Origin of the sequence: Nonomuraea cavernae (assembly GCF_040655715.1) — a bacterium.
GTDB classification, from domain to species: domain Bacteria; phylum Actinomycetota; class Actinomycetes; order Streptosporangiales; family Streptosporangiaceae; genus Nonomuraea; species Nonomuraea cavernae_A.
The window spans coordinates 122,210-147,507 of record NZ_JBFAKL010000015.1; the positions used below are offsets into that span (position 1 = coordinate 122,210).

19 protein-coding genes are annotated in these 25,298 nt (G+C 70.5%); 6 read left to right on the forward strand and 13 right to left on the reverse strand.

Annotated elements, in window-relative coordinates:
* Window positions 1-175: 175 nt before the first annotated feature.
* Window positions 176-1,378, forward strand: coding sequence for an AI-2E family transporter (locus AB0I38_RS22575; RefSeq protein ID WP_358471147.1), 1,203 nt, complete (start codon window positions 176-178; stop codon window positions 1,376-1,378).
* On the opposite strand, the gene AB0I38_RS22580 is transcribed toward AB0I38_RS22575, so the two are convergent.
* The 7 genes from AB0I38_RS22580 to AB0I38_RS22610 all read right to left on the reverse strand — a co-directional run bounded on the left by AB0I38_RS22580 (window position 1,338) and on the right by AB0I38_RS22610 (window position 15,470).
* Window positions 1,338-2,132, reverse strand: a complete 795-nt coding sequence (locus AB0I38_RS22580) for an alpha/beta fold hydrolase (protein WP_358471149.1) — start codon at window positions 2,130-2,132, stop codon at window positions 1,338-1,340. The two genes, AB0I38_RS22575 and AB0I38_RS22580, sit on opposite strands and share 41 nt — an antisense overlap.
* Before the next feature lie 103 nt (window positions 2,133-2,235).
* On the reverse strand, window positions 2,236-3,000 hold the full coding sequence (locus tag AB0I38_RS22585) for an SDR family NAD(P)-dependent oxidoreductase (RefSeq protein ID WP_358471151.1): 765 nt from the start codon (window positions 2,998-3,000) through the stop codon (window positions 2,236-2,238).
* A 242-nt stretch (window positions 3,001-3,242) separates the two neighbouring features.
* Window positions 3,243-9,491 carry an RHS repeat domain-containing protein gene (locus AB0I38_RS22590; protein WP_358471153.1) on the reverse strand — a complete coding sequence of 2,083 codons (6,249 nt, stop codon included), beginning with the start codon at window positions 9,489-9,491 and terminating at the stop codon, window positions 3,243-3,245.
* 34 nt (window positions 9,492-9,525) lie between these two features.
* Window positions 9,526-12,816, reverse strand: coding sequence for a LamG-like jellyroll fold domain-containing protein (locus AB0I38_RS22595; RefSeq protein WP_358471155.1), 3,291 nt, complete (start codon window positions 12,814-12,816; stop codon window positions 9,526-9,528).
* A 208-nt stretch (window positions 12,817-13,024) separates the two neighbouring features.
* Complete coding sequence (locus tag AB0I38_RS22600) at window positions 13,025-13,729, reverse strand: alpha/beta hydrolase (RefSeq protein WP_358471157.1); 705 nt, start codon at window positions 13,727-13,729, stop codon at window positions 13,025-13,027.
* 17 nt (window positions 13,730-13,746) lie between these two features.
* On the reverse strand, window positions 13,747-14,037 hold the full coding sequence (locus tag AB0I38_RS22605) for an ATP/GTP-binding protein (protein WP_358471159.1): 291 nt from the start codon (window positions 14,035-14,037) through the stop codon (window positions 13,747-13,749).
* Window positions 14,034-15,470 (reverse strand): 3-hydroxyacyl-CoA dehydrogenase, encoded by a 1,437-nt coding sequence (locus AB0I38_RS22610; protein WP_358471161.1) that lies wholly within the window; start codon window positions 15,468-15,470, stop codon window positions 14,034-14,036. Before AB0I38_RS22610 ends, AB0I38_RS22605 begins: the two co-directional genes overlap by 4 nt.
* A gap of 48 nt (window positions 15,471-15,518) precedes the next feature.
* On the opposite strand from AB0I38_RS22610, the gene nucS reads away from it, so the two are divergent.
* The 4 genes from nucS (at window position 15,519) to AB0I38_RS22630 (ending at window position 19,781) form a co-directional block, all read left to right on the forward strand.
* Window positions 15,519-16,181 (forward strand): endonuclease NucS, encoded by a 663-nt coding sequence (nucS, locus tag AB0I38_RS22615; protein ID WP_358471163.1) that lies wholly within the window; start codon window positions 15,519-15,521, stop codon window positions 16,179-16,181.
* A 97-nt stretch (window positions 16,182-16,278) separates the two neighbouring features.
* On the forward strand, window positions 16,279-17,589 hold the full coding sequence (locus tag AB0I38_RS22620; RefSeq protein WP_358471165.1) for a carotenoid oxygenase family protein: 1,311 nt from the start codon (window positions 16,279-16,281) through the stop codon (window positions 17,587-17,589).
* A gap of 32 nt (window positions 17,590-17,621) precedes the next feature.
* Window positions 17,622-19,094, forward strand: a complete 1,473-nt coding sequence (locus AB0I38_RS22625) for an aldehyde dehydrogenase family protein (RefSeq protein ID WP_358471167.1) — start codon at window positions 17,622-17,624, stop codon at window positions 19,092-19,094.
* 144 nt (window positions 19,095-19,238) lie between these two features.
* Window positions 19,239-19,781 carry a TetR/AcrR family transcriptional regulator gene (locus AB0I38_RS22630; RefSeq protein ID WP_358471169.1) on the forward strand — a complete coding sequence of 181 codons (543 nt, stop codon included), beginning with the start codon at window positions 19,239-19,241 and terminating at the stop codon, window positions 19,779-19,781.
* A 240-nt stretch (window positions 19,782-20,021) separates the two neighbouring features.
* Here the strand turns inward: AB0I38_RS22630 and AB0I38_RS22635 are convergent, their stop codons facing one another.
* The 4 genes from AB0I38_RS22635 to AB0I38_RS22650 all read right to left on the reverse strand — a co-directional run bounded on the left by AB0I38_RS22635 (window position 20,022) and on the right by AB0I38_RS22650 (window position 23,617).
* Window positions 20,022-20,339 (reverse strand): STAS domain-containing protein, encoded by a 318-nt coding sequence (locus AB0I38_RS22635; RefSeq protein ID WP_358471171.1) that lies wholly within the window; start codon window positions 20,337-20,339, stop codon window positions 20,022-20,024.
* A 93-nt stretch (window positions 20,340-20,432) separates the two neighbouring features.
* Window positions 20,433-21,599, reverse strand: coding sequence for a sensor histidine kinase (locus AB0I38_RS22640; protein WP_358471172.1), 1,167 nt, complete (start codon window positions 21,597-21,599; stop codon window positions 20,433-20,435).
* Between the two features lie 15 nt (window positions 21,600-21,614).
* Window positions 21,615-22,724 (reverse strand): ABC transporter permease, encoded by a 1,110-nt coding sequence (locus tag AB0I38_RS22645; RefSeq protein WP_358471174.1) that lies wholly within the window; start codon window positions 22,722-22,724, stop codon window positions 21,615-21,617.
* Window positions 22,721-23,617 carry an ABC transporter ATP-binding protein gene (locus AB0I38_RS22650; RefSeq protein WP_358471176.1) on the reverse strand — a complete coding sequence of 299 codons (897 nt, stop codon included), beginning with the start codon at window positions 23,615-23,617 and terminating at the stop codon, window positions 22,721-22,723. The genes AB0I38_RS22645 and AB0I38_RS22650 overlap by 4 nt, the downstream gene beginning before the upstream one ends.
* A 127-nt stretch (window positions 23,618-23,744) precedes the next feature.
* Here AB0I38_RS22650 and AB0I38_RS22655 point away from each other — a divergent pair, with 127 nt between their 5' ends.
* A complete protein-coding gene (locus AB0I38_RS22655) occupies window positions 23,745-24,335 on the forward strand; it encodes a cob(I)yrinic acid a,c-diamide adenosyltransferase (protein WP_358471178.1) in 591 nt (196 codons plus the stop codon).
* A 148-nt stretch (window positions 24,336-24,483) separates the two neighbouring features.
* On the opposite strand, the gene AB0I38_RS22660 is transcribed toward AB0I38_RS22655, so the two are convergent.
* Entirely contained in the window at window positions 24,484-24,840 is a 357-nt protein-coding gene (locus tag AB0I38_RS22660; protein ID WP_358471180.1) for a DUF2550 domain-containing protein, read from the reverse strand.
* Window positions 24,841-24,889: 49 nt separating this feature from the next.
* Window positions 24,890-25,291 carry a F0F1 ATP synthase subunit epsilon gene (locus AB0I38_RS22665; protein ID WP_189126113.1) on the reverse strand — a complete coding sequence of 134 codons (402 nt, stop codon included), beginning with the start codon at window positions 25,289-25,291 and terminating at the stop codon, window positions 24,890-24,892.
* Window positions 25,292-25,298: the final 7 nt, after the last annotated feature.

Sequence of the window (25,298 nt, forward strand, 5' to 3'; positions counted from 1 at the left end):
GCTGAAGAGAGCCTGGTGACCTTGATGGTCGCTAGGCTCTCTTTCTGTTGCGGCGGCTCACGGCGTTTTCGTCGCGGTGTCAGCCCCGACCGCGTAGCGGTCCTTGCTCCGGCTACGTCGCGGCTCCCCCTGAGTACGTCGCGGTTTCACCCCCCCGAGTCATCAGGAGTCCCCCGTGTCCGCAGAAGTCGACCCTGCGCCCGCTCAGGACCAGAGCCCTGCGCCGGACCAGCCTCCGTCGCAGGACGCCGCCGCTCAGAGGGACACCACCGGTGCCGCTCCTCCGGGCGACACCACCGCTTCCGCTCCTCCGGGAGGCGGTGCCGGCGCCGCGCCGTACGGGCTGCCGGGCAAGCCGCTGGTGCGGGGCCCGTTCCTGTTCGGCCTGGTCGGCGGGCTGGGGGTGCTGACCGCGATCGCGCTCGCGCAGATGGTCGTCGCCTCGCTGCACGTGATCATCCTGGTCGTGGTGGCGATGTTCCTGGCCGTCGGGCTGAACCCCGCGGTGGAGACGCTGCAGCGGCGCCGGCTGGGCAGGCGCGGCGCGATCTCGATCGTGTTCGCCGGGGTCATCGTGGCGTTCGTGCTGTTCGGGCTGGCCGTGGTGCCGCCGGTGAGCCAGCAGCTGGCTGAGTTCGTGGCCGCGGTGCCGGGCTATGTCACCGAGCTGAGCAACCATCCGACGCTCCGCCAGCTGGACGCCGAGTATCAGATCCTGCCGAAGGTGGCCGCGTTCGTCACCGGCACGCTCGGGCCGGCGCTGGCCTCGGGCGTCGTGGGGGCCGGGCTGGTGGTGCTCGACGGCGCGTTCACCACGGTGACGCTGCTGGTGCTCATGCTGTACTTCCTCGGCTCGCTGCACACGATCAAGGACTATCTGCTCAGGCTGGTCCCGGCCTCGCGGCGCGAGCGTACCGGCGCGATCGCCGAGGAGGTGCTCGACGGCATCGGCGGTTACGTCGCCGGCAACGTGCTCATCTCGGTCATCGCGGGCGTCCTGGCCTGGATCTTCCTGTCGATCATCGACGTGAAGTACGCGCTGGCGCTGGCCCTGGTGGTCGCCCTGACGGACCTGATCCCGCTGGTGGGCGCGACCATCGGGGCCGTGCTGGTCACAGGCGTGGCGCTGCTGCAGTCGTGGCAGGCGGGTGTGGCCTGCGCGATCTTCTTCCTGATCTACCAGCAGATCGAGAACTACCTGATCTACCCGCGGGTGATGAAGCGCTCGGTGGACGTGACACCGGCGGTGACGGTCATCGCCGCGCTCTTCGGCGGGGCTCTGCTCGGCATCGTGGGCGCTCTGGTCGCCATCCCGGTGGCGGCCGCCATCGCGCTGGTCATCCGGGAGATCGTGCTTCCTCGCCAAGCCCGGTGCTGAGAAACTCCGCGACCGCCGCGTTGAACGCCTCGGGCTGCTCGACCGCGCTCAGATGACCGGCCTTCGGGATGATCTCCAGCCTGCCGTCGGACGCGGCCCGCGCCATCGCCTCGGCGTCGGCCGGGGTCGCGAGCTCGTCCTCCTCGCCCACGACGACCAGCAGCGGCACCCCCAGCGCGGCCAGCGTGTCGAAGGAGTCGGGCCGGCCCGCCATGGCCCGCTGCGCCCAGGCCACCGCGCCCGGCGGCGCCGACTGCACGAGGCCCTTGACCCGTCCGAACACCATCGCCCGCCGCTCCTTGGTGGTCGGCCCGATGAGCGCCGGCAGCACCTCGGCGAGCAGCACGTCGCTGCCGTCGGACAGAACGGCCCGCGCGATGCGCTCGCGGTTGTCACGGGCGGGCTCTGGATCGGGCCCGGCCTTGGTGTCGGCCAGGATCACGCCCAGCAGGCGGTCGGGGTGGCGACGGCAGAACGCCATCGTGACGTAGCCGCCCATCGACAGGCCGCCGACCACGGCCCTGTCGATGCCCTCGTCGTCGAGCAGCCTGGCGACATCGTCCGCCATCAGGTCGACGGACGGCTCGTCATCACCCAGCCGCGACCCTCCGAAACCGCGCAGGTCAGGGGTGATCACCCGGCACGATCTGGCCAGCCCCTCCCGTTGCGCCAGCCACATGGCCGAGGAGAGCGGAAACGCGTGGAGCAGTACGACCGGGAGTCCGGTCCCGGCTGATCTCGTGTAAAGCTGCACCACCACACGGTAGCCCTGATCCTCGCGACAATCACTCCACGACGTATGCCGATATACCCCCATAGCGGCGACCAGTTTTCCGGGAAACGCCTCCCGCCCGAGGTCATTGGGCGGTGGCCGTCATCCCGCCGTCGACGAAGAGCACCTGCCCGGTCATGTACGCCGACGCGGGCGCGGCCAGGAACACGGCAGGATGAGCCATCTCCTCCGCCGTGCCCCACCGGTGCATCGGCACCCCCACGATGGTCGACGCGCCGGCCGTCTCGTCGTCCCAGAGGTTGCGGTTCAGGTCGGTGGCCGTCCATCCGGGGCACAGCGCGTTGACCCGAACGCCGGACCGCGCCCACTCCACGGCCAGCGACTTGGTCAGCGCGACCACGCCCGCCTTGGCAGCCGCGTAGGGGGCCAGCAGCGGCGCGCCCAGCGCCGCCGCCGAAGCGACGTTGATCACGGACCCGGAGCCCCTTTCGAGCAGGTGCGGGGCGACCGCGTGGCACACGGCCATGGCGGAGTCGAGGTTGAGCCGCATCAGCTTGTCCCACCCCGACAGGCGCAGATCCTTGAACTCGACCAGGAAGTTGGACCCTCCGGCGTTGTTGACCACGATGTCGAGCCACCCCAGCGCGTCGATCGCCCCGTGCACGGCGCCGGCGGCCTCGTCGCGGTCGGTGAGGTCGGCCGGGATCACCACGGCCTCCCGGCCATGGGTCTCGACCTCCTTGGCCACCTCGGCCAGTTTCGCGGCCGAGCGCGACACGAGCGCCACGTCGGCTCCCGCCTCGGCGTAGGCGAGCGCGATGGCCCGCCCGATCCCCCTCGACGCCCCGGTCACCAAGGCCTTCTTCCCGCTGAGATCGAACGCGCCCACGGTGCCTCCTCCGGCTAGAACCGAACAAGATTCTATGGACTCGCGCGCCGGCGGCGCCATGCCCCGAGCACGACGAACGGCGCGGGGCACACGGCCCCGCGCCGGTCCGCCCGGGCCCGTCAGACGACGGGCCGGTCGGAGGTGGAACGGTCAGAGACTTGAGCGGTCAGAGACTTGAGCGGTCAGAGATCGAATGGTCAGAGATCGAATGGTCAGAGATCGAGCGGTCAGAGATCGAGCGGTCAGAAGAAGAGCCCGAAGAGGTCGTCCATCCCGCTCTGGTCGATCCAGCGGGTGACGCGGACCCCCACTTCGGCGATGGAGCCCGTTCTCGTCTGGGCCGGCTCCTGCTCCCACGGCTTGTAGTCCTGCCTCTGCAGTTGGTGGGAGCCGTTGGGGTTGGTCGGTGGCCTCCCGTCGGGGTACAACTTGCCGTCGCGGTAGACGGTGACGGATCTGGTCTGCTGGGTCTGGCCGTTGATGTTGTAGACCTGCCCCTGCCTGACAGGTGCGCGACCGGCCCTGGCCGGCGTCTCCCGCTGGGCCGCCCGATGGCTGGTCGGCCGGTGGGCCGGCCGTTGCCGGGCGACTCTTTCCGGAGCCCTGCTCGCGCGTCTGTTGCGGGACCTCTCGGCGGCCTTCCGCTGGCGCTTGCTGGCCTTCTGGATCTGGCGACGCGTCTTGGCCGCCCTGCGCTTGGCCGCCTCGGCGGCGGCCTTCCTGCGCTTCGCCTCTGCCGCCTCCTTCGCGGCCTTCGCCTTCTTCCGCCTGGCCAGTTCGGCCGCCTTCTTCTTCGCCTTCTCCTTGGCCTTCTTCTTGGCAGCCGCGGCGGCCCTGCGCTTGGCCAGGTCAGCGGCCTTCTTCCTGGCCAGCGCGAGGGCCCGCTTCCTGGCCAGCGCGATGGCGGCGCGCCTGGCCGCGGCCAGCGCGAGCCTCCTGGCGATCACCTGGGCCGCGACCCTGACCCCGATCGCGACGACGAACCAGACGAGCTGGCCGTCGGCGTCGCTCATCGTGACCGGGCTGTTGTTGGCGTAGGCGTAGCCGTTGAGCTGCTGCGGATCGTCCTCGTCGATCACGGGGTCGACGGACAGGAACCGCCCGTTCTTCGCGTCGTACTCGCGGGCGCCGAGGTGGACGAGCCCGGTCGACGGGTCCTGCCCGCCTCCGACGAAGCCGCGCTGGCCGGGCCACCACGGAGGTGGCGCGCCCCGATCCTCGCCGAACGGCGTCGTCCGGCGTACGACCGACTCTCCGTTGCCGGCGTTGACCGCGGCCTGCGCGGTGCCCTGGTGGTCGTTGGCCAGGAAGTACACCTGGTTGTCCGGCGTGCGCACCGCCACCGGCTGGCCACCGATGGTGTAGTAGCGGGTGGCCTCGACGACGTTCTTGGCGAGGTCGAGGCGCAGTTCCATGTCGTCGATGTAGAGGGTGGCGTCCGTCGGCGTCTTGCGGAGCAGCCGGTCGCCGTCGGCGTCGTACAGGAAGGAGGTGACCTTGCCCGCCTCGGTCACCGACTGGAGGTTGCCCTCGGCGTCCCAGACCAGGGTCTGGTCGGTGGCGCCGACCTTGCGCCGGATGGTGTTGCCGGTCTCGTCGTAGGCGAAGGTGTCGGTGCCCGCCGACAGCACGGCGTGCGGCTGCTTGGCGCCGGCCGCGGGATAGGTGTAGGAGCGGACGGACTCCGCGCTCCCGCCGAACGCGTGCTTGGTCTCCTTCGTCCGGTTACCGGTGGAGTCGTAGGCGTAGCTCGTCGCGTACGGCGCGACGCCGCCGATCTTGTCCGACCGCGGCGTGCCGCTCGCGCAGTCGTCGGTGGCCGTCCACGCCGAGGTCAGGCGGCGCAGGTGGTCATAGATGAAGCACTGGGTGTCCCTGGACTGCCCGCCGGCCAGGTCCCTGATCTTGCTGATGTTGCCGGCCGGGTCGTAGGTGTAGTTGAGATCCAGGTCGCTCGACGCGGCGCCGTCGCGGTCCAGCCGGCTCCGGGTCAGCCTGCGGGTGGTCTCGTCGTGGGTGTAGGTGAGCCAGGCCTTCTTGCCGCCGGTGCTCAGCTCGTGCTGGAGCGTCTCGCCCATCTTGGAGTAGCGGGTGGCCGTGACGTACGACGACAGGCCCGTCACCTTGGTCGGCTGGCTGAGCCCGTCGTAGGAGTAGACGACCGACTCCGCCTCCAGCCCGCCCGCCGCCGGGAAGCTGATGGACTGGACCTGGTCGTCGAGGGTGTAGCGGGTGTTGAGCACGTACGAGCCGGCCAGCTTGCCCTCGCGCGCCGGCACGGTGACGGTCTGCCGCAGGGTGCGGTACTCGACGTCGATCGCGTTGATCTCGGCCGTGTACGCCTGGCCGTCCACGTAGCGGATGCTGGCGTTCAGGTGTCCCTTGGCCAGCGCGTCGTACTTCCACTCCGCCAGCAGCGGGCCGGTCGTGGAGCCCTCGCGCAGCTCCCGCTTGCGGCCCAGCGCGTCGTAGACGTAGGCCAGGGTCTTGCCCCGGGCGTCGGTGGTGGTGGCGATCTCGTCGGCGTCGTTGTAGGTGAAGGTCGTGACGCCCTTGTCCGGGTCCTCGGTCCTGATCTCCCGGCCGCGCATGTCGTAGTGGTAGCGCCACACGTTGCCCGCGTGGTCGGTCACGCTGGCCAGCCGGCCCGCCGCGTCGTAGGCGTACTTGGTCGCCTCGTACGCGCCGGTCGGCGTGGCTCCCTTGTACTGGCGCAGCTCGACCAGCCGGTCCTCGGCGTCGCCGATGCTGGTGGTGGCCGTGCCTCCGGGCGGGGGTGTCACGTCGATCCGGTCGCCCTTGTGGGTGGCCGAGGCGCGCCATTTCTCCACGCCCTTGGCCAGCAGCACCTGGGCGCTCAGCTCGCCGGTCCCGTCGTAGACCGAGGCGAACTGGCTCGGGACGTCGGTGTCTCTCACCCCGAGCAGGTCGGTGCCCGGCACGCCGGTGCTGAAGTAGCCGCTGTTGGCCTTGGCCACCTCGCCGAAGGAGTTGTAGAAGGTGTCGGTGATCGTGCGCCCGTCGCGCAGCGCCGGATCCTGCGTCTGGTCGTCGCGCGGTGCGGGCTCCTGCGTCTGGCGGGAGCGCAGCAGGCCGTCGTACAGCTCGTGGCTGGTGGTGTAGGCGCCGTCCGCCCCCAGGGTCTTGGTGGTGACGACGCTGGGACCGTCGTCGCGGGTCAGGTACGAGTACTCCGTGCTGGGCGACTGACCGGCCGCCTTGCTGCGATCGCTCTGCCACACCTTGACCAGGCGGCCGAGCGCGTCGTGCTCCATGTCGGTGCGCCGGTTGCCGGCGTCGATCTCGGCCACGGGCTCGCCCCAGGCCGGCTCGACGAACGTGCGCTCCTCGTGGCCGAGGGGGTTGGTCTCCTTGACCTCGGTCACCGGGGCGCCGGACGCCGGCGTGTAGGTGGTGGTGACCTTCGTGCCGACCGAGTCGGTCTCGCTGGTCATCCGCCCGTACGCGTCGTACGTGCGGACGGCGTCGTTGACGGTCGCGCCGTCTCCGGAGACGACCTCCTGGACGGTGGTGACGTCGCCCTTGACCGGCGCCTGCCCGTAGGCCCGGCCGTCGTAGTGCACCCGCTCGTCGGAGAGCACGTCATCGGCGGCCAGCGTGGCCACGCCGGTGCCGCATCCGGTGGCGACCTTGTGGATCCTGCTGGTGTAGTCGAGCAGCCAGTTCGCCGCGTCACGGGCGTAGCTGTAGCGCGTGCACTGGTCGTCGGCGGTGGTCGCCAGGTCGCCCTTGTCGTCGACCTGGGTGAGCAGGCCGTACTGGTCGAAGGCCCGATCCTCCCCGGTGCGCCGCCACGCGCCGCCGGTCAGCGCGGTGCGGGTGACCATGGACTTGGCCTGGACGATGTGCGCGGCCTTGGTGACGCCGCCCTGGGTGGACTCGGCGGTCTTGAGCGACCACGGCTCCTCGGTCGTCGCGGTCACGATCGCGCCGCCGTCGCCGTCGTAGAGGATCTCCTCCCGTTCGAAGCCGCTCAGCTGGTCGTGGTCGTCGAGCTTGCGGCCTTCGCTGTCCTCGACCTGCGCGCTGCGCTTGGTGCCGTCGGCCAGGCGGTCGCCGTTCATGCCCCGGAAGTACCTGAACTCCGTGAGCTGTCGCCTGCCGTCCTGCCCGTCGCCCTCGCGGACCCGGACCCGGCCGAAGCCGCGCCAGTCCGCCCAGGTGCGGTGCTCGGGCTTGACCAGGATGTTGTCCGCGTAGTGCCAGGCTGCGCCGTCGAGATACTCGTAGTCGGTGACCACCGTCGGCGACCCGGCTACCCGGTCGATCTCCAGCGTCTGGGCCACCACGTACTTGTGGAACCAGTCCGTGACCTCGGGCTCGTCCGCCGGCGCCCACCGCTGCGGGAAGCAGCGCCGCGTGTTGCGGTCGGCGGCCGGCACGGCGCCCGGCTGGCACTCGGCGGGAGCGTAGTTGACCCGGAGCTGCCCGCCGCTCTCGTTGTTCACCGCCTGGACCCGCCACTTGATCAGCGGCGCGCGGCCCTCGTCCGAGTCGACCCGGTTGGGCAGCTGAACCCCGGCGAACGTGATGGCGGGCAGCGAGATGGTGCCGCCCACGTGGCCGGTCTGCTGGATGGACGCCAGCCACAGCGAGGGGCTGAGACCGTCACCCGTCGCGGGGAACGAGTGCGTCAGCGTCCACGAGTCCACCGCGTAGTGCTGGCCGGAGGCGTTGAGCACCTGGGTGGTGACCTTGGCCAGCCGCTTGCGGGTGAAGAACGTCGGCGACAGCCGGTCGGTGCACTTGTCCCCGGAGTTGCAGATCTGGTCGAAGGGGACGTCCGGCCAGTGGCTCGCGGTTTCCTTCTTGAGCTGGTCGGCCGCGCAGGTGACGGCGCCGCTCGGGACGCACCGCTCGGCCGTGTCGAACAGGACACGGGCGGCGGGTGACCTGGTGAACAGCTCACCCTGCAGGTAGCCGTAGTCGATCCGGGTCAGGTAGCCGCCGCGGACGTACACGGTGCCCTGCGCGGGCTTCATGTCGCGGCCGTAGTAGTTGGACTCGGTCGCGTACCAGTAGCTGGTGGCGTTGCCGTGGGGGTCGACCGCGAGGTCGAGGTTCCACCGGTAGGCCTGCTGGCACCAGGCGGCGGTCCGGTCGCTCTTGTAGCAGGGCTCGCCGCTGTTGTTGCCGAACACCGGCACCGTCCAGACCGACTTGGTCTCCGGCTTGCCGGTGGCCCAGCCGGGCAGGCGGTTGAGCCCGAAGGTGTACTGGATGCCCTGCTCGTCGGTGACCCGCCAGTACTCGCCGTCGTTGTCGCCGTTGACGGCTCCCTTGAGGTACTCGACCCGGGTGCCGTCGTCACGCTTGGGCCGCCACTGCTTGGTCGTGGCGTCCTTGACCAGTTCGACGGCCGAGTTGCCGAGGGCCAGGGTCGCGTTCTCCTGGTCCCAGCACAGGTCGCCGGTCTTCTTGCCGTCGAGCATGCACGACTTGTAGCGACGCTCGATGTAGCCGCCGGGGCTCAGCTCGAAGCCCTCTCCGGCCCAGGACGACTGGTTGTTGGTGGACGCGGTACGGCCGTCCACACTCTGGGCGGAGTAGGCGAGCGACATCTCCGGCTCGTCGTCACCCAGCGCGGGCGGCGAGCGCAGGCCGTACGACCAGCTGAAGTCGCCCGACTGGGTGCCGACGCTCCAGTCGGCCGAAGGGCTGAGCGAGGTGGCCGCGTGGTCTCCGGACGGCCCCGAGGGTGCGGCGGCCAGCGCGTACAGCGCGGGCAGCTCGACGTCGGCGGTCAGCGTGCCCGCCTTCGCGTCGTTCTCACCGGGCACCGGCACGGGCAGCGGGCAGGAGGTCCCGGGGGCCGCCGTGGCGGCGTTCAGGGCGCACTCGTCGAGCCGCACCAGCCGGAGTCTCGCGCCGTAGTCGCCGCCGAAGGCGTGCCGGAAGCCGGAGTAGTCGATCTCCACTCGGGTCCTGCCGCTGGTGGCCGCGATCCCCTGGCCGGGGGTCAGCCGCAGGGCGAGGCCGAGCCGGCCCGTCGGCGCGGCGTCGAGCAGCTCGACGCGGACCCGCTCGGGCGCGGAAGTCGCGGCCGGCGCCTTCGCCGACTCCTCGGCCGATGCCTCAGCCGACCCCTCCGCCGGCTTCTCCGCCGAAGCCTTCGGCGCGGCGACGCGGACCGGGAAGCCGGCCGCCAGGGTACGGGCGCCGTCGGCCGTCGAGAGCTCGACCGTCTGCGGCTTCGGCCAGCCGACGCCCGGTGGAGCCTTCCACGCCTGTTCCCGGGCCGGATCCGCCTCCCGGGGCAGCACCGGGACCGGCTTGCCGCGGACCGGCGTCTCCTTCCGCACGGCGGGAGCGGCGGCCGGCGCGGCGCTCGCGGGCACAGTGGGTGCCAGCGGGAGTACGACGACGACCGCCAGGAGCGTGGCCAGCCGCCGGGGCCACGGCGACTGGCGCAGCGGCTGCTCCTGAAAACGATTCCAGTGGGATTCCGGCAGGTCTAACTCGGTCGGCACATCCATGCGAACCTCACCCGATCAGTGGAAGGGGTTACTGGGCTGCTAACTGGGAGATCTGACCGGCGCTGAGCACGCCGTCGTACACGCGGACGTCGTCAACGGTCCCCGGCCAGTGACCGGTGAAGGCACCCGCGCTCTTGAACCGGCCCACCTGCAACGGGCCGGCCGCGTTCCACACACTCACGTGGCCGGTGACGGCGGACAGCCGGCCGTTGACGTACACGCGCAGCTCGCCCGCCAGCGAGTCGTAGACCCCGGCGACATGGGTCCACTCCAGCGGCGCGGGGACCGCGTCGGACCGTGCGCGCACCAGCGCGGCGGTGTCGGTGTCGGCGGCGGCCATGCCGAGAACCCAGCGCCTCTGCTCCTTGTCGTAGCCGAGCCGGAGACCGCTGGCCCGGGCGCCCGCCTGGGAGACGGCGGCGGCGTCGCCGGTGGGCAGGTAGTCGAGCTGTGTCCACACGGCCACGGTGAACCCGGCGGCGGTGTTGACCGCCGGTGCGGCGGTCTGCGCGTGGCCGCCCACGCCGTCGAGGGCCAGCGCGCCGTCCAGCCAGCCGTCGGTCCAGGTGGCGCCGCCGCCCACCGTCGCCGCCGACGCCCGGCCGGAGGAGTCGGCGGCGGTGACGCCGGTGTCCTCGTCCAGCTTCCAGTGCCCGACCAGCGTCGCGGCGCTGTTCACCAGGTCCGCGACCTCGTCGCCGAACATCGCCCGGCCGTAGGCGCGGACCTCGTCCACGTCACCGGGCCAGAGTTCGGCGCCCGCTCCCGCGGCCAGGCCCCGGCCGATGGTCAGGGGACCGGTCGCCTCCCAGGGCCGGCTGAACGGGACCGACGACTCCAGGCGGCCGTTGACGTACAGCGACAACTCCCCCGCGGCCGTGTCGTGGACCCCGGTGAGGTGGGTCCACTCGCCGAGCCTCGGCGCGGCCCGCGACAGCGCGCGCACGCTCGCCGCCCCGTCCACGTCCGCGACGGTACGGCTCAGCGCCCAGCGGTCGTCGGCCTTGGAGTACTGCAGGGCCAGGCCACCGGTCCGCCCGCCGTCCTGGCCGACGGCGGTCGCGGTGGCGCCCGTGCCGGTCAGCCGCACCCAGGCGGCGACCGTGAAGTTGCGCTGGGTGGACACGACCGGGCCGGAGGTTTGCGCGTGGCCGCCGTCGAGCCGCAGGCCCAGGCCGGTCCTGCCGGTCGTCCACGTGGCCGGGCCGGACAGGACGGCGCCGTGCGCCCCCGTGCGGTCGGCGGCCACGAGACCCTGCCCCTCGTCCAGCGTCCAGTGCCCGGCGGGACCCGCGCCGGCGTTGACGTTGAACAGGTAGGTGTTGATCGGGCCCAGCTGCCCCGCGTGGTCCTTGCTGCGTACCGACAGCACGTTGGGGCCGTCGTGGCGCGGAGTGAGCCGGATCGTCGCCGACCCGTCCGGCCCGGCCGCGACCTCGGTCTTCGGCGCGACGTCCAGCCCGTAGAGATATCCGGTGACGTCGGTGACGCCGTTGGGGGTGAAGGTGAAGGTGCCGGCCAGGCCCAGGCCGTCGTTCCAGACGCCCTCGGCGTACTCCGGCGAGGTCACGCCCGGCTCGCTGCCAGGGGCGGAGGCGTCCACGGTCGCCTCGCACCAGGGGCTCCACGCGCTGTCGGCCTTGCCGTCCTCGGCGCGGACCCGCCAGCGGATCAGCGCACCGTCGGCGAAGGCGCCCGCCGGGACGACCGCGTAGAAGGCGCTGCCCGTCCCCTGCGCCGCCGTGAGGCGCTCTCCCACCTTCGTGCCGGCGGCGTCCCACCACTCGAACCGGCCCATGACCGAGTTGTCGGCGTCACGGAGCTTGGCCCACAGCTTCGGCACGGTACTGCTGATCACCGGCCGCCCGTCGCCCGTGACGCAGCCGCCTCCCGGGTCGGACCAGGCGTCGGCGGCGACGGGCGCGTCGGGCGGCGAGTTGTACTCGATCACCAGGCTGGGATTGTTCTTGAACTTCTTCCAGCCGTAGTTGTCCGACTCGTTCGAGGCCCGCAGCCCGATGGTGATGTTGGGCCAGCCCTTCGCCGCGGCGTCGGCCGCCTGGGAGGTGACGTCGAACTCCACCCCGCCGGCCGGGCAGGCGCTGCCCCAGCCCTTGGCCGCGCTCACCGTCGAGAGCTTCTTGACCCAGGTCGGCTGCTTGTTCCAGGTGGTGCTCTTGCTGATCGTGTTGGTCGACCAGGCCTCGACCGGCTTCTTGGTGCACGAGTAGGACCACGTCTCGTACGTCCGCAGCGTCGCCTTGATGATCTGCTTGCCGTGGATGGCCGATCCGGTGTTCATCTGGAAGAAGGACCGGTTGGTCTGCCCGGAGACGTGTCCGGCTCGGGCGACGTCGTTGGCGTTGAGGAAGTTGGAGGTGGGGTTGTTGCTCCACACTGACGTCCACGCGCCACGGGCCGCCGAGAAGAACGGGTCCAGGTAGACGGGATAGCGGGTCTTCGGATCCTCCATCATGCCCCGGTGCGGCCTGAGCACCATCCGCCTGCCGTCGAGTTCGACGTCCATCACCTCGTGCCGGGCGTCCGAGGGCGGCCCCGTCTCGGTGACCGACGTGCGCGCGGTGGCGGTCGTGCCCGAGGAGTCCCACATCATCGGCGGCGACGCGGTGAAGATCGTGCCACCGTTCGCGTCGACGGCCTCGAGGTTGCCGCCGTCGGTGGACTTCATGTTCAGCCCGCTGGTCGAGAGCGGGAAGCTCACCTCGGCCAGGGCCTCGCCGCGGGCCGCCTCCCGTGACTTGACCACCAGGACGTGGGAGAACCCGTCGACGTCGGCGCGCACCCGCAGGTCCACTCCCGGAAACACCTCGGGGTAGGTCGCGGTGTCGCCGTTCAGTGACGGTTTCGGCAGCCCGCCCCGCCAGCCGAGCTCCAGCGCCTTGCCGCCGCGTGCCATCCGGGCCAGCGGCGCGCTCCCGCCGCCTGAGAAGGTCAGGTCGACCGCCGTCGCGACAGGCGCGACCGAGCCGTCGGGCAGCAGCCGGAGCGTCGGGTCAACGGCCACCCAGCGGCCCGCCTGGCGCACCCGCACGGGCCGGGCGTGCTGCTCCAGCACCATGGTGCCGTCCGGGCCGGCGAAGACCTGGCGCGTCTCGCCGCGCATCGCCTCGATCTCGACCCGCTGCCCGGTCCTGCGGGCCCGGGTGAGGGCGGACTCCTCGGGGGACGGGCTGTCGCCCCGCCGACCGGCGGTGTCGTGTGGTCCCGTGTCTGCGGCGGCGGCGCCCGGACGATCGCCGGGCGCCGCCGCTAACGCGCACGCCAGCACCACGGCCATCAGTCCGCGAACGACCCGCATGCGCCACACACCCCTGCCGAGCTCGGGATGCCGTACGGGTCAGCGACCGCTCCGGCGTCTCCACGATCTTCACTTGACACTCGGATTGTGACTGCGGCAAAGCCATCCGTCCATATCCGAATGGCAGATTTCATCAGGAATGGGGTCAGTCTGGAAGAAATTGCCGGCGGTCCGCGTACCGGTCAGGAGAAGATTTCCACCCGCCGGCTCAGACCTCGGTCGGCAGTGGGTACGCGGCCGGGTTGACCCGCTTGACGATCTCGTTCAGGACCACGCGCACGGACGGCTCCCCCACCCACAGATGCTTGGCCCCGTCGACCCCGATGACCTCCGCCTGCGGCACCCGCGCGAACCGCTGCCGGGCCTCCTCGGGCCGCAGGTAGTCGTCGAACTCCGGCACCAGCGCGACCAGCGGCCGGCCGAAGCGGGCCCAGGCGTCGAGGTCGTCGTCGGTGGCGCGATGCAACGGCGGCGACAGCAGGATGGCCCCCTGCACCACCGGGTCGTGCGCCCACTTCAGGGCCAGCTCGGTGCCGAAGGACCAGCCCACCACCCAGATGTGCGGCAGATCGTGGAACTCGGCGTACTCCAGGGCGGCCGCCACGTCGAAGCGCTCGCCCTCCCCCTTGTCGAACGCGCCCTGCGACGTGCCCCGGTCGGACGACGTGCCCCGGGTGTTGAAGCGGAGCACCGCCAGGTCCGCGAGCGCGGGCAGCCGGTTGGCGGCCTTCTTGTAGACGTGGCTGTCCATGAAGCCGCCGTGGGTGGGCAGCGGATGCAGGGTGACCAGGGTGGCCACCGGCGGCCGGTCGAGGGGACGAGCCAGCTCGCCGACCAGGGTCAGGCCGTCGCCGGTGTGCAGCTCGATCGGCTCGCGCCGGGAGGGCAGCTCCGTCGCCGCGCGAATCTCCACGGGGGTCCTTTCGGTCGTCAGTAACGGCTGCGGCCGGGGCCGCGGTCAAGTCTCTTGCGCCAGCAGGCCCCGTGCCAGTGGCGTCGCTCCTCGTCGCCGCCGGGCCAGTCGGGCCAGCAGACCAGATGCGGCTGGCCGGCCGTGATCTCCTGGTCACAACCGGGACACCGGTAGCTCTTGCCCGAGGCCGAGCCCGTAAGCATGCGCACCTTCCAGTCGCCGTCCGGCCATTGCTCGACCTGGTCGGTGCTCCGGGAGAAGGCGACAGGGCGGGAGGGCTCCCTGCGACGGGCGCGACGAGGGCTCATGGCCGAGGCAAGGCCGTCATGCCGGCCGTGACCAGGTGGTCGAGCAACGGGGCCGGAGCGTAGGCGGGCTCGCGGTGTTCGGCGTAGAGCGCGCGCAGCCCGTCGCGGACCCGGGCCAGGCCCAGCGACTCGAGCATCTCGAACGGCCCGGCCGGGTAGCCGCAGCCGAGGCGCATGGCGGCGTCGATGTCCGCGATCGAGGCATAGCCCGAGTCGTACATCCGGACCGCGTCGTTCAGGTAGGGGTAGAGCAGCGCGTCGACGACGAATCCGGCCCGGTCCTTGCACGGCACCGGGGTGCGGCCGATGGCCGTCATCAGGCCGGCGGCGGCGCGGGCGGCCTCGGGCGAGGTGAGCACCGTAGCGGCCAGCTCGGCCACCCGGTCGCCGACGAGGTGAACGCCCACCAGCGAGGAGGGGCGGCGCAGGCGTACGGCGTGCTCGACCACCGGCCGGTCGGAGAACCGGAGCAGCACGTCGGGATCGTCCGACCCGGCGAACCCCGCCTTGGTCAGCGCCTCGGCGATCGAGGAGGGGTCGTCGCCGGCGACGCCGAAGGTGACACCGGCGACCTGCTCCGGCTCGCGCGGCGCGGTCTCGTCGCCGTGGAAGCCGCGGCCGGTCTTGCGGCCGAGCAACCCGGCGGTGACCAGCTCGCGCAGCACCGGCGCCGGCGCGTGGCGGCGGTCGCGGGTCTCGTCGAACAGCACACCCATGATCTCGTAGGCGGTGTCCAGCCCGATCAGGTCGAGCAGCGCGAACGGCCCCATGGGCAGGCCCACGCCGAGTCTCATGGCCGCGTCGATCTCGTCGCGCCCGGCCAGGCCCAGGTCGAGCAGCACCGCGGCCTGGTTGAGGTAGGGCAGGAGCAGCCGGTTGACCACGAACCCGGCCCGGTCGCCCACCGTCACCGGCGTCTTGCCGAGCCGTACGGACAGCTCGGTGATGCCGGCGACCACCGAGGGCTCGGTCACCACGGTGCCCACGACCTCGACCAGCCTCATCACGGGCGCCGGGTTGAAGAAGTGCAGGCCGATCACCCGGCCGGGCCGCCCCGTCGCGGCGGCGACGGCGGTGACCGACAGCGAGGAGGTGTTGGTGGCCAGCACGGTCTCCGGCTTGCAGATGCGGTCGAGGTCCTCCAGCAGCGACACCTTGTAGTCGAGGATCTCGGGGATCGCCTCCACCACGAGGTCGGCGTCGCGCAGGTCGTCGCGCGAGGTGGTGAGCGTGATGCGGCCGAGGATCTCGTCGCGCTCGCCGCCGGTCAGCTTGCCCCGGTCGACCGCGCGGCCGGTGGAGCGTTCGAGGTGGCCGCGCCCCCTGGCCAGCGCCTCAGGATCGGCCTCCACGCCGATCACCCGCAAGCCCGCCCGCGCGAAGACCTCCGCGATGCCGGCGCCCATCGTGCCGAGCCCGACCACTCCCACCATTTCAAACACCATGTGTCCAGTTTTCCAGAGCCGGTAGGGTGGACCGTCATGCGGTTGGTCATTGCGCGATGCAGCGTGGATTACATCGGACGGCTCACGGCACATCTGCCGATGGCGCCAAGGCTGGTCCTCATCAAGGCCGACGGCAGCGTGTCGATCCACGCCGACGACCGCGCCTTCAAACCGCTCAACTGGATGAACCCTCCATGCAAGCTCAAGGAGGACGGCGAGACCTGGACGGTCACCCACGGAAAGACGGGCGAGAAGCTCGTGCTGACCATGGACGAGATCCTGCACGACTCCAGCCACGAGCTGGGGGTCGACCCCGGCCTGATCAAGGACGGCGTCGAGGCCCACCTGCAGGAGCTGCTGGCCGAGCACATCACCACGCTCGGTCCCGGCTACTCCCTGATCCGCCGCGAGTTCATGACGGCGATCGGCCCGGTCGACATCCTGTGCCGCGACGCGGGCGGCGCTACCGTGGCGGTCGAGATCAAGCGGCGCGGTGAGATCGATGGGGTCGAGCAGCTCACCCGCTATCTGGAGCTGCTCAACCGCGATCCGCTGCTCTCCCCGGTGCGCGGGGTGTTCGCCGCCCAGGAGATCAAGCCCCAGGCCCGGGTGCTCGCCGCCGACCGCGGCATCGACTGCGTCACCCTCGACTACGCCGCGCTGCGCGGCATCGAGCCGGAGAACCCCACCCTCTTCTGACCTTCCAGTCCGTACGGCCAGCCCTGCCCGATATTCCAACATTGACAGGTCTTGCGTAGAAGTTCTACGTTCGACCTATCAAGATTGGAGTGTTGCCATGAGCACCCCCTACTACCTGAGCGACAACCTGGCTCCCGTCCCCGACGAGACCGACGCCCACGACCTGCCCGTCACCGGCGCCCTCCCGCCCGAGCTGGCCGGCCGCTACTTCCGCAACGGTCCCAACCCGAGGCCGGGCGAGGACCCGGGCCACTGGTTCGCCGGGCACGGCATGATCCACGGGGTCCGGCTCAACGAGGGCCGCGCCGAGTGGTACCGCAACCGCTGGATCCGCACCAAGAAGTTCACCGACAACGCCCCGTTCCTCGGCGACCAGGGTCTCGACCTGGCGGCCGTCACGGCCAACACCCACGTCATCAGGCATGGCGAGCGCATCCTCGCCATGGTCGAGAACGGCCTGCCGTACGAGGTGACGCCGGAGCTCGCCACGGTGGGCCCGTGCGACTTCGGCGGGCGGCTGACCACGGCCATGACCGCGCACCCCAAGCAGGATCCGGTCACCGGTGAGCTGCACTTCTTCGGCTACGGCTTCTTCCCGCCCTTCGTCACCTACCATCGCGTGTCCGCCGACGGCGAGCTGGTGGAGAGCCGGGAGATCGAGGTCGCCGAGTCGACGATGATGCACGACTTCGCGGTCACCGAGCACTACCTGATCTGGCTGGACCTGCCCGTGGTCTTCGACCTCCAGCGCGGCGCGATGCCCTACGGCTGGCGCGAGTCCTACGGCGCGCGCATCGGCGTGACGCCCAAGGCGGGCGGGCCGACGCGCTGGTTCGAGATCGACCCGTGCTACGTCTTCCACGTCGGCAACGCATGGGAGGACGCGGAGGGGCGGATCGTGCTGAACGCCGCCCGCTACGCCGGCGACGTCTTCAGCTCGCTGTGGGATCGCATCAGCGGCACGCCGGACCCCGCCGGGCAGGCGGCCACCATGTTCGGCAGCGTGCTGCACCGCTGGACGCTCGACCCGGCGACGGGCAAGGTCGTGGACGAGTCGCTGGACGACCAGCCGGTCGAGTTCCCCACGTTCAACGACGGCCTGCTGGGCCGCACCAGCCGCTACCTCTACATGGTGGGCGACCAGGCGGTGGTCAAGTACGACCAGCGTTCCGGCGCTCGCCGCGTGCACCCGACCGGCGGCCACACGGGCGAGGCGGTCTTCGCGCCGGCGCCCGGGGCCGAGGGCGAGGACGACGGCTGGCTCCTGTCCGTGGTCACCGCCGGCGACGCCTCCAAGCTGCTGGTGCTCGACGCGAGCGACCTGTCGGAGGTGGCCTCGGTGCTGCTGCCGCGCCGCGTCCCGGCCGGCTTCCACGGATCGTGGTTCGAGGACCCGACCGCCCACTAGTAAGCGTCGGCTTACAGGTCTATCGTGACGCCATGACGACGCTGACCTTCGACTCACTCAATCCGGCGACCGGCGAGATCGTCGGCAGCCACCCGAAGCAGACGGCCGACGCGGTGCACGAGGCGGTCGGCCGGGCCGAGCACGCCGCCACCTGGTGGTCGGGGCTGTCCCCGGCCGAGCGCAGGCGGCGGCTGCTCGACTACAAGGCGATCATCGCCCAGCACATCAGGGAGCTGGCCGCCCTGGTGCACAAGGAGACGGGCAAGCCGGTGGGCGACGCCACGCTCGAGATCGTGCTGGCGATCACGCACCTCGACTGGGCTGCCCGCAACGCGCAGAAGGTCCTGGGCCGGCGCAAGGTGTCGACCGGCATGATCGGGCTCAACCTGTCGGCCACGCTCGAATACCTCCCGCTGGGCGTCGTCGGTGTGATCGGGCCGTGGAACTATCCCGTCTTCACGCCGATGGGCTCGATCGCCTACGCGCTCGCCGCGGGCAACGCGGTCGTGTTCAAGCCGTCCGAGCTCACGCCCGGGGTCGGCGTACGGCTGGCGGAGCTGTTCGACGAGGCGGTGCCGGAGCAGCCGGTGTTCCAGACGGTGACCGGGCTCGGTGAGACGGGCGCGGCCCTCGCCGCCGATCCCCGCGTCAAGAAGGTGGCGTTCACCGGGTCTACCGCGACGGCCAAGCGGGTGATGGCGGCCTGCGCGGAGAACCTCACCCCGATCGTGGCCGAGTGCGGCGGCAAGGACGCGTTCATCGTCGACGCCGACGCCGATCTGCGGGCCGCCGCCGACGCCTGCCTGTGGGGCGCGTTGTCCAACGCCGGGCAGACCTGTGTGGGCGTGGAGCGGGTCTACGTGGTCGACGCGGTCTACGACGGCTTCATGCGCGAGCTGTCGGACCGGGCCGCCACGATCAAGGCCGGCGACCAGTACGGGCCCATCACCATGCCGGGGCAACTGGACATCATCAAGCGGCACATCGACGACGCCACCAAGTCCGGAAAAATCGTGACTGGTGGCCCCGACTCGGTCCGGCCACCGTACGTCGACCCGGTGATCGTCGAGGACGTGCCCGAGGACTCCCCCGCAGTGCGCGAGGAGACGTTCGGCCCGACCATCACCGTGCGCCGCACCCGCGACGCCCAGGAGGCGCTGGAGCTGGCCAACGCCTCGGCCTACGGGCTGGCGGGCACCATCTTCTCCCGCAACACGCGCCGGGCGATGGAACTGGCCCGGATGATGCGATCGGGGATGACGGCCGTCAACTCGGTCATCTCGTTCGCCGGAGTGCCCTCACTGCCGTTCGGCGGCGTCGGCGACTCGGGCTTCGGGCGCATTCACGGAGCGGACGGTCTCAGGGAGTTCGCCAGGCCCAAGGCCATCTCCCGTCAGCGCTTCGCGATGCCGGGAATGAATCTCACTTCGTTCGCCCGGGGGGCCGACGAGATTGAGCGACTGATCAGCCTTATCACCTTCTTGCATGGACGACGCAAGAGATAAACTGTACGCCCTTTCCCAAAACGGATCATCCGTCCATAATTGTGTGCTCTGGGGGCCACGATCATGTTGGACGGGTGGAATGTGAACCGGTCTTACCGGGGAATGTCGGCTGAGCAAAGGCTGGCGGACAGACGGGAGCGGCTGATGACAGCCGCCTACACGCTATACGCGAAGCCAGGTTTCGCGGCTACGACGATCGAAAGGTTGTGCTCCGAGGCGCGGATCTCCAACCGCGCCTTCTACGAATGTTTCGGCGGCCGGGAGGAACTCCTTCAGGCACTGCACGAGCGGTGCGTCGAGGAAAGTCTCTCCGTGGTGGCCAAGGCATTGGAGGAGGCGCCCGGCACCCTGGCCGGGCGCGTCGAAGCGGGCATCCGAGCCTATATCGGATTCACGACGGCCGACTGGCGTCGCGCCCGCATCATGCACCTGGAGGTGCGCAGGTCCGGTGACGTCCTGGCGCACTCCAGACAGCGTGCGATCAAGTCCTTCGCCCAACTCGTGCAGGACGCCTCAGCCGATTTCCCATCCGCAGGCACGGTGAACCCACGGCTGGTAGCTCTCGGGGCAATTGGGGCACTTCAGGAGTTGCTCATCGAATGGATACTGTCGGACGATCCGCCGGAGATCGAGGATCTGGTCGGCGTGGCCGTGCACATCTTCGGGCGGTCGCTCGGGCAATCGTGAGACGGCGATCACTCATGGTGATTTTTGAGGGAATGACATGACGAAAATCCGCCCGCTATCCACATATCGGGCGGATTTTTCAGCACAACCGCTGTAACGGCTGCCGTTCCCGCGCAATCGGATCGCGTTCGGGAAAGGAGATTGACCACCCGCGGACACGCGAGAGCGGGCAACGGCTGATCGCTGCCCGCTCCGATATGGCGCGGTCTCCGGCGGGCTCTGGAGCCCGCCGGCATCCCGTCAGGCCACCGCGGCCGCGGACGCCTCGACGTGCAGGATCCGATTCAGCCGGGTCACCGCGAGCACCCGCATGATCCGCGGTGGCACCCCCCGAAGTACGAGACGGCGTTGCACGCTGAGCGCGCGCCGATGCGTGCCTACGAGAACCCCCAGCCCGGTGGCATCGATCATCTCCAGCTCGGAGACGTCGAGGATCAGGTCGCCCGCGCCGCGGTCGACCGCGTCGTGCAGGTGGGACCGCACGCCGGCCGACGTGCCGGCGTCGAGCCGAGCACCGATCCGCACCACCTGGGCCTTCGGATTGCCCCGGACCCGCATGCCACCTCCTCAGTCACCCCGCGTCCAGATTCACGCGGCGTAGCCATACCCTGTCACAGGGTGCTGGCAAGGGTCGTCTCCGACACTTTCCCCCTACCCACGAATCGGGAGCGACACGACCGCGCTCAACGTGAACTCCCCGTCGCCCGTCGGCCGGGCGGTCAGTTCCCCGCCTACGGCGGCGAGGCGCTCGCCCATGCCGCTCAACCCGCTGCCCAGCTCGTCGACCTGGTACCGGACCACTCCGTCGTTGCGCACCCGGAGCTCCGCCCGCTCAGCGGTGAAACTCAGCGTGATGTCACAGAAGGTGGCCGAGCTGTGCTTCAGCACGTTCGTCACCGCCTCGCGCACGGCATAGGCGAACACCGGGGCCACACCGTCGGGCAGCTCGCGATAGGGCAGGTGGAGCTCGCAGCGGACACCCGCCGCCTCCAGCACGCTCTTCACGCTGTCCAGCTCGGCGGGCAGATCGAGCTCGCGGTAGCCACGCACCGCCTGTCTCAGCTCGCGCAGCGCCTTCCTGGTCAGCGTGTGGACCTCGGCCATCTCGGTCCTGGCAGGGCTCTCGTCGGCGCCGGACAGGCGCACGGCCAGCCCGGACTTGACCGCGATGAGGGACAGCTGATGACCCACGAGATCGTGCAGATCCCGGGCGAAGCGCAGTCGTTCCTCGGTCACGGCCAGCCGGGCGTGGGCCTCCTTGCCCTCGTGCGCCTGCCTGGCCAGCTCATAGATCCAGATCCACAGCCGGTTGGACGCCGGGAAGCTCACGGCCATCACCGCGTAGGCGATGACGGCGACGATGTTCGCGCCCACGTCACCGGCCTCCAGAGTCGTCAGGCTCCGGTCGGCCGCGGCATTCGCCACGCCCACCAGGACCGCCACGGCGAACGTCGCCGCCGACAGCGCGACAGCCCGTCGGCCGCTGATCCCCACCGTCGCGACCGAGAGCCAGACCATCAGCGTGAAGCCCCAGCCGAACGGATTGCCCCCGCCCACGACCGTCGCGAACAGGGCCAGCGCCCCGGCCACCATGATCTGCCTGGAGGCGTACCGGGAGTCGAGCAACGCGTCCACGATGCGCAGGTAGAGCCGGGAGAAGCAGACAGTGGCGACCAGGGCGGGCGCGACGCGCAGCCACTGCGCCGTGCCCATGGCGACCTCGGTGAGGAGAGCCAGAGCGAGGCAGAGCCACATCATCCCCAGCAACGAGAGCAGCACCCACTTGCTGAGCAGGCGCGCCCGCTTGATCGCGTCCATCCAGAGCGCTTCCGTCTACTTGCCGCGCAGGACGTCGCCGAGCCTGACCCTGGCGCCGGTGCGCAGCACGGCCCGCTCGTACACCTTCGCGGCGACCGAGAGCACCGCCAGCACGGCCAGCACCATGAGCGCCATCGACAGGCCGACCTGCCAGATCGGCACCTCGGCGGCGGCCATCCGCACCGGCATCACCATCGAGGAGAACGGCGGGACCATCGCCATGACGCTGGCCAGCGTGCTGGTCGGCTCGGTGGTGGCGTAGAAGGCGACGAAGTAGGCCGCCATGATCAGCATCGTCAGCGGGGACATCACGTTGCCGACCTCCTCCTGACGCGAGACCAGCGAGCCCAGCGCGGCCGCCATCGTCGCGAAGAAGGCGTAGCCCAGCACGAACCAGATCAGCACCCCCGCCACGATGCCCGGCATCCCGGGTGGGAAGTCCATCGCGACCCCCGAGACCATCGCGGCGGCGACGCCCACCCCGAGGATCGCCACCAGGTTGATCATCCCGAGCGCGCCCAGGCCGAGGATCTTGCCGCCGAGCAGCTGCCACGGCCGGATCGAGGTGAGCAGGATCTCCACGATCCGGCTGCCCTTCTCCTCCACCACGCCCATGGCCACCGTCATCGTCTGGCCGATGACGAGCATGAAGAGCACGAGGACCAGCACCACGGCGATCCCGGTGCGCGCCGCCTGGTAGCGGGTGTCGGCGCCCACCGACTCCATCTGCAGCGGCGGGATGTTCACGCCCGCGGCGCCCAGCTTCACCTCCCTGTTCGTGCTCTGCAGCAGGATGCCCAGCTCCGAGTCGATCTCGCCGTCGCTGATCACCTTGACGCCGTCGACGAGCACCGCGTCCACGTCGCCGTCCAGCACCGCCCGCTTCGCGGCCGCCTCGTCGGGGAACGCCCGCCACTCGATCTCCGCGTCCGGCAGGGCCGCCTGGAGCGGCAGTTGCTGGGAGTTGACGGTCCCCAGCGTGTAGGAGTCGGGGCCGCCGAAGACCTTCGGCGCGAACGCGGCGGCGCCCACCAGCGCCGCCGTGATGAGCAGGCTGATGATGAACGCCTTGGTCCGGATATGTGTGGCGATCTCCCGTCGCGCCACCAGCAACAACCCGTTCATGCCACGGCCTCCTTGAAGATCTGGGTGAGGGACGGCCGCTCCATGCCGAAGTGCTCGACGTGGCCGGCCTTCGCGGCCCGGCGCAGGATCTCCTGGCCGTCGCCGTCCTGTGCGCGCAGCACGTGCCGGTCGCCGTTGACGGTCACCTCTCCCGGCAGGCCGTCGGCCCAGCCGGGCTGGGGATCGCGCACCACCACGCGAAGCGTGCCGCCCTCGGTGGCCCGCAGTTCCTCGACCGTTCCGGTGGCCACCATCCGGCCGGCGGAGACGATGCCGACCGAGTCGCACAGCCGCTCCACCAGGTCCAGCTGGTGGCTGGAGAAGATCACCGGCACGCCGCCCCTGCACCGCTCCTGCAGCGCCGTGGCCAAGGTGTCGACCGCCAGCGGGTCCAGCCCGGAGAACGGCTCGTCCAGGACGAGCACCTCCGGGTCGTGCACCAGCGCCACCGCGAGCTGCACCCGCTGCTGGTTGCCCAGGGACAGCGACTCGACCGCGTCTCCCTTGCGCTCGCCCAGCCCGAGGCGCTCGATCAGATCAGCGGTGGCCTTGCCCGCCGCCGCCGGGCTCAGCCCGTGCAACCGGCCGAAGTACTCGATCTGCTCGGCCACCCGCATCTTCTGGTAGAGCCCGCGCTCCTCCGGCATGTAGCCGAACCCGCGTCGGTCGGCGTACGACAGCGGCTTGCCCTGCCAGCTCACCGAGCCGGAGTCGGCCTGCAGGACACCCATCACAATGCGCATCGTCGTGGTCTTGCCCGCGCCGTTCGCTCCCACGAAGCCGAACATCTCGCCCGGCCGCACCGCGAACCCGATCCCGTCCAGCGCCACCTTGCCCTCCGGCGCCTCCGGCCCGCCCGCGAAGCGCTTACGCAGCTCGCTGATCTCCAACATCAGGTCATCTCCTTCGTCATGGATACATCGTGGCTTGTACGGCATTCGTCCAGGTAGTCGTTGAAATCATGAGCCAGAGGTGCATCCCGCGTCCGCTCCGGATGACATTTGTCATTACGCTGGGCCCATGACGCGCTCAGACAAGGACAAGCCTGTCGTTCTTTCCCGGATCTACACCCGCACCGGCGATGACGGCACTACCGCGCTGAGTGACATGAGCCGCACCTCCAAGACCGACCCGCGGCTGGCCGCCTATGCCGACGTCGAGGAGGCCAACGCCCACCTCGGCATCGCCCTGTCTCACGGCACGCTGCCCGCCGACCTCGCCGCCGTGCTCGTACGCGTCCAGAACGAGCTGTTCGACCTGGGCGCCGACCTGGCGACGCCGGTGGTGGCGGAGCCGGAGTTCCCGCCCTTGCGCGTGGAGCCGTCCTACGTCGAGTGGCTCGAAGCCCAGTGCGACCGCTTCAACGAGCCGCTCAAGCCGCTGCGCAGCTTCATCCTGCCCGGCGGCGACCCCGCGACGGCCGCGCTGCACCTGGCCAGGGTCACGGTCCGCCGCGCCGAACGTACGACCTGGGCGGCCCTGCAGGCCCACGACGACATGAACCCGCTGACGGCCACCTATCTCAACCGCCTGTCAGACCTGCTCTTCATCCTCTGCCGGGTGGCGCACGCCGGCGACGAGATCCTCTGGAAGCCCGGCGGCACCCGCTGAACGGCACTCTTGGAAACCGGACGGCACCGCTGAACGGTCTTCTGGAAGCCCGGCGGCACCCGCTGAACGGCACTCTTGGAAACCGGACGGCACCGCTGAACGGTCTTCTGGAAGCCCGGCGGCACCCACTGGGCGACCGCCGAGGGGCTCAGGCGACGTCAAGGTAGGCGCTCGGCGGAGCGGACTCAAGCCAGGCGAGGAAGCCCGTCAGGGCGTCGGCGCTCATGGCGAGGGAGATGTCACGCGTCGTGCCGCCGCAGTCGATCGCGTAGAGGCCGTTGTCCAGCACGCGCCGGCCCGAAACGACGAGGCCGCGCCTCGCGATCGCGTGGCGCGGCCTCAGTCGCAGACCCATGAGGGGAATCCAATGAAGCTCCCCGTCGGCATAGCGGGCTACCCCGCTTCGCCAGCCGTTGCCGGCCTGTTGCAGGCGACACGGCACACTGCCCCGCGAACGGGCCAGCGTCAGACCCCGAAGGGCCACCAGGGCGGCGGCCAGCAGCACACAGATCAGAACCGTCGCTACCAAAGCCGCCCCCTAGGCTCGATGAAAATCAGACCTCTTCGCCCGCCGCGCGCAACCGGGCCTTGGCCCGCTTGGCCTCGATCGCCGCGTCGGCGTCCTCCTGGTTGGCCTCGATCGAAGCCTGAGCCCGGTCGAGAGCGTCACGGGCAGCGGCGACGTCGACCTCGGAACCGAGCTCGGCCACCTCGGCGAGCACGGACACCTCGTCGTCGGCCACGGAGATGAACCCCCCGTGCACGGCCGCGACCAGGTCGCCCTCGCCTTCCCGCTTCACGCGCAGCACGCCGCCCTCGACAAGGACGCCGAGCACGGGTGCGTGTTGCGGCATAATACCGATCTCGCCGTCCACGGTCTTGGCAATCACCATGTCGGCCTCGCCCGACCAGATCTCACGCTCGGGTGAGACAACCCCTACGCGTAGCTTCGCCACTTGTGTA

Excerpts from the sequence above, each read along its gene's own strand:
- AB0I38_RS22595 (WP_358471155.1), bottom strand. The coding sequence starts at position 12,816 with ATGCGGGTCGTTCGCGGACTGATGGCCGTGGTGCTGGCGTGCGCGTTA.
- AB0I38_RS22605 (WP_358471159.1), bottom strand. The coding sequence starts at position 14,037 with ATGAGCCCTCGTCGCGCCCGTCGCAGGGAGCCCTCCCGCCCTGTCGCC.
- AB0I38_RS22610 (WP_358471161.1), bottom strand. The coding sequence starts at position 15,470 with ATGGTGGGAGTGGTCGGGCTCGGCACGATGGGCGCCGGCATCGCGGAG.
- nucS (WP_358471163.1), top strand. The coding sequence starts at position 15,519 with ATGCGGTTGGTCATTGCGCGATGCAGCGTGGATTACATCGGACGGCTC.
- AB0I38_RS22620 (WP_358471165.1), top strand. The coding sequence starts at position 16,279 with ATGAGCACCCCCTACTACCTGAGCGACAACCTGGCTCCCGTCCCCGAC.
- AB0I38_RS22625 (WP_358471167.1), top strand. The coding sequence starts at position 17,622 with ATGACGACGCTGACCTTCGACTCACTCAATCCGGCGACCGGCGAGATC.
- AB0I38_RS22630 (WP_358471169.1), top strand. The coding sequence starts at position 19,239 with ATGACAGCCGCCTACACGCTATACGCGAAGCCAGGTTTCGCGGCTACG.
- AB0I38_RS22635 (WP_358471171.1), bottom strand. The coding sequence starts at position 20,339 with ATGCGGGTCCGGGGCAATCCGAAGGCCCAGGTGGTGCGGATCGGTGCT.
- AB0I38_RS22640 (WP_358471172.1), bottom strand. The coding sequence starts at position 21,599 with ATGGACGCGATCAAGCGGGCGCGCCTGCTCAGCAAGTGGGTGCTGCTC.
- AB0I38_RS22645 (WP_358471174.1), bottom strand. The coding sequence starts at position 22,724 with ATGAACGGGTTGTTGCTGGTGGCGCGACGGGAGATCGCCACACATATC.
- AB0I38_RS22650 (WP_358471176.1), bottom strand. The coding sequence starts at position 23,617 with ATGTTGGAGATCAGCGAGCTGCGTAAGCGCTTCGCGGGCGGGCCGGAG.
- AB0I38_RS22655 (WP_358471178.1), top strand. The coding sequence starts at position 23,745 with ATGACGCGCTCAGACAAGGACAAGCCTGTCGTTCTTTCCCGGATCTAC.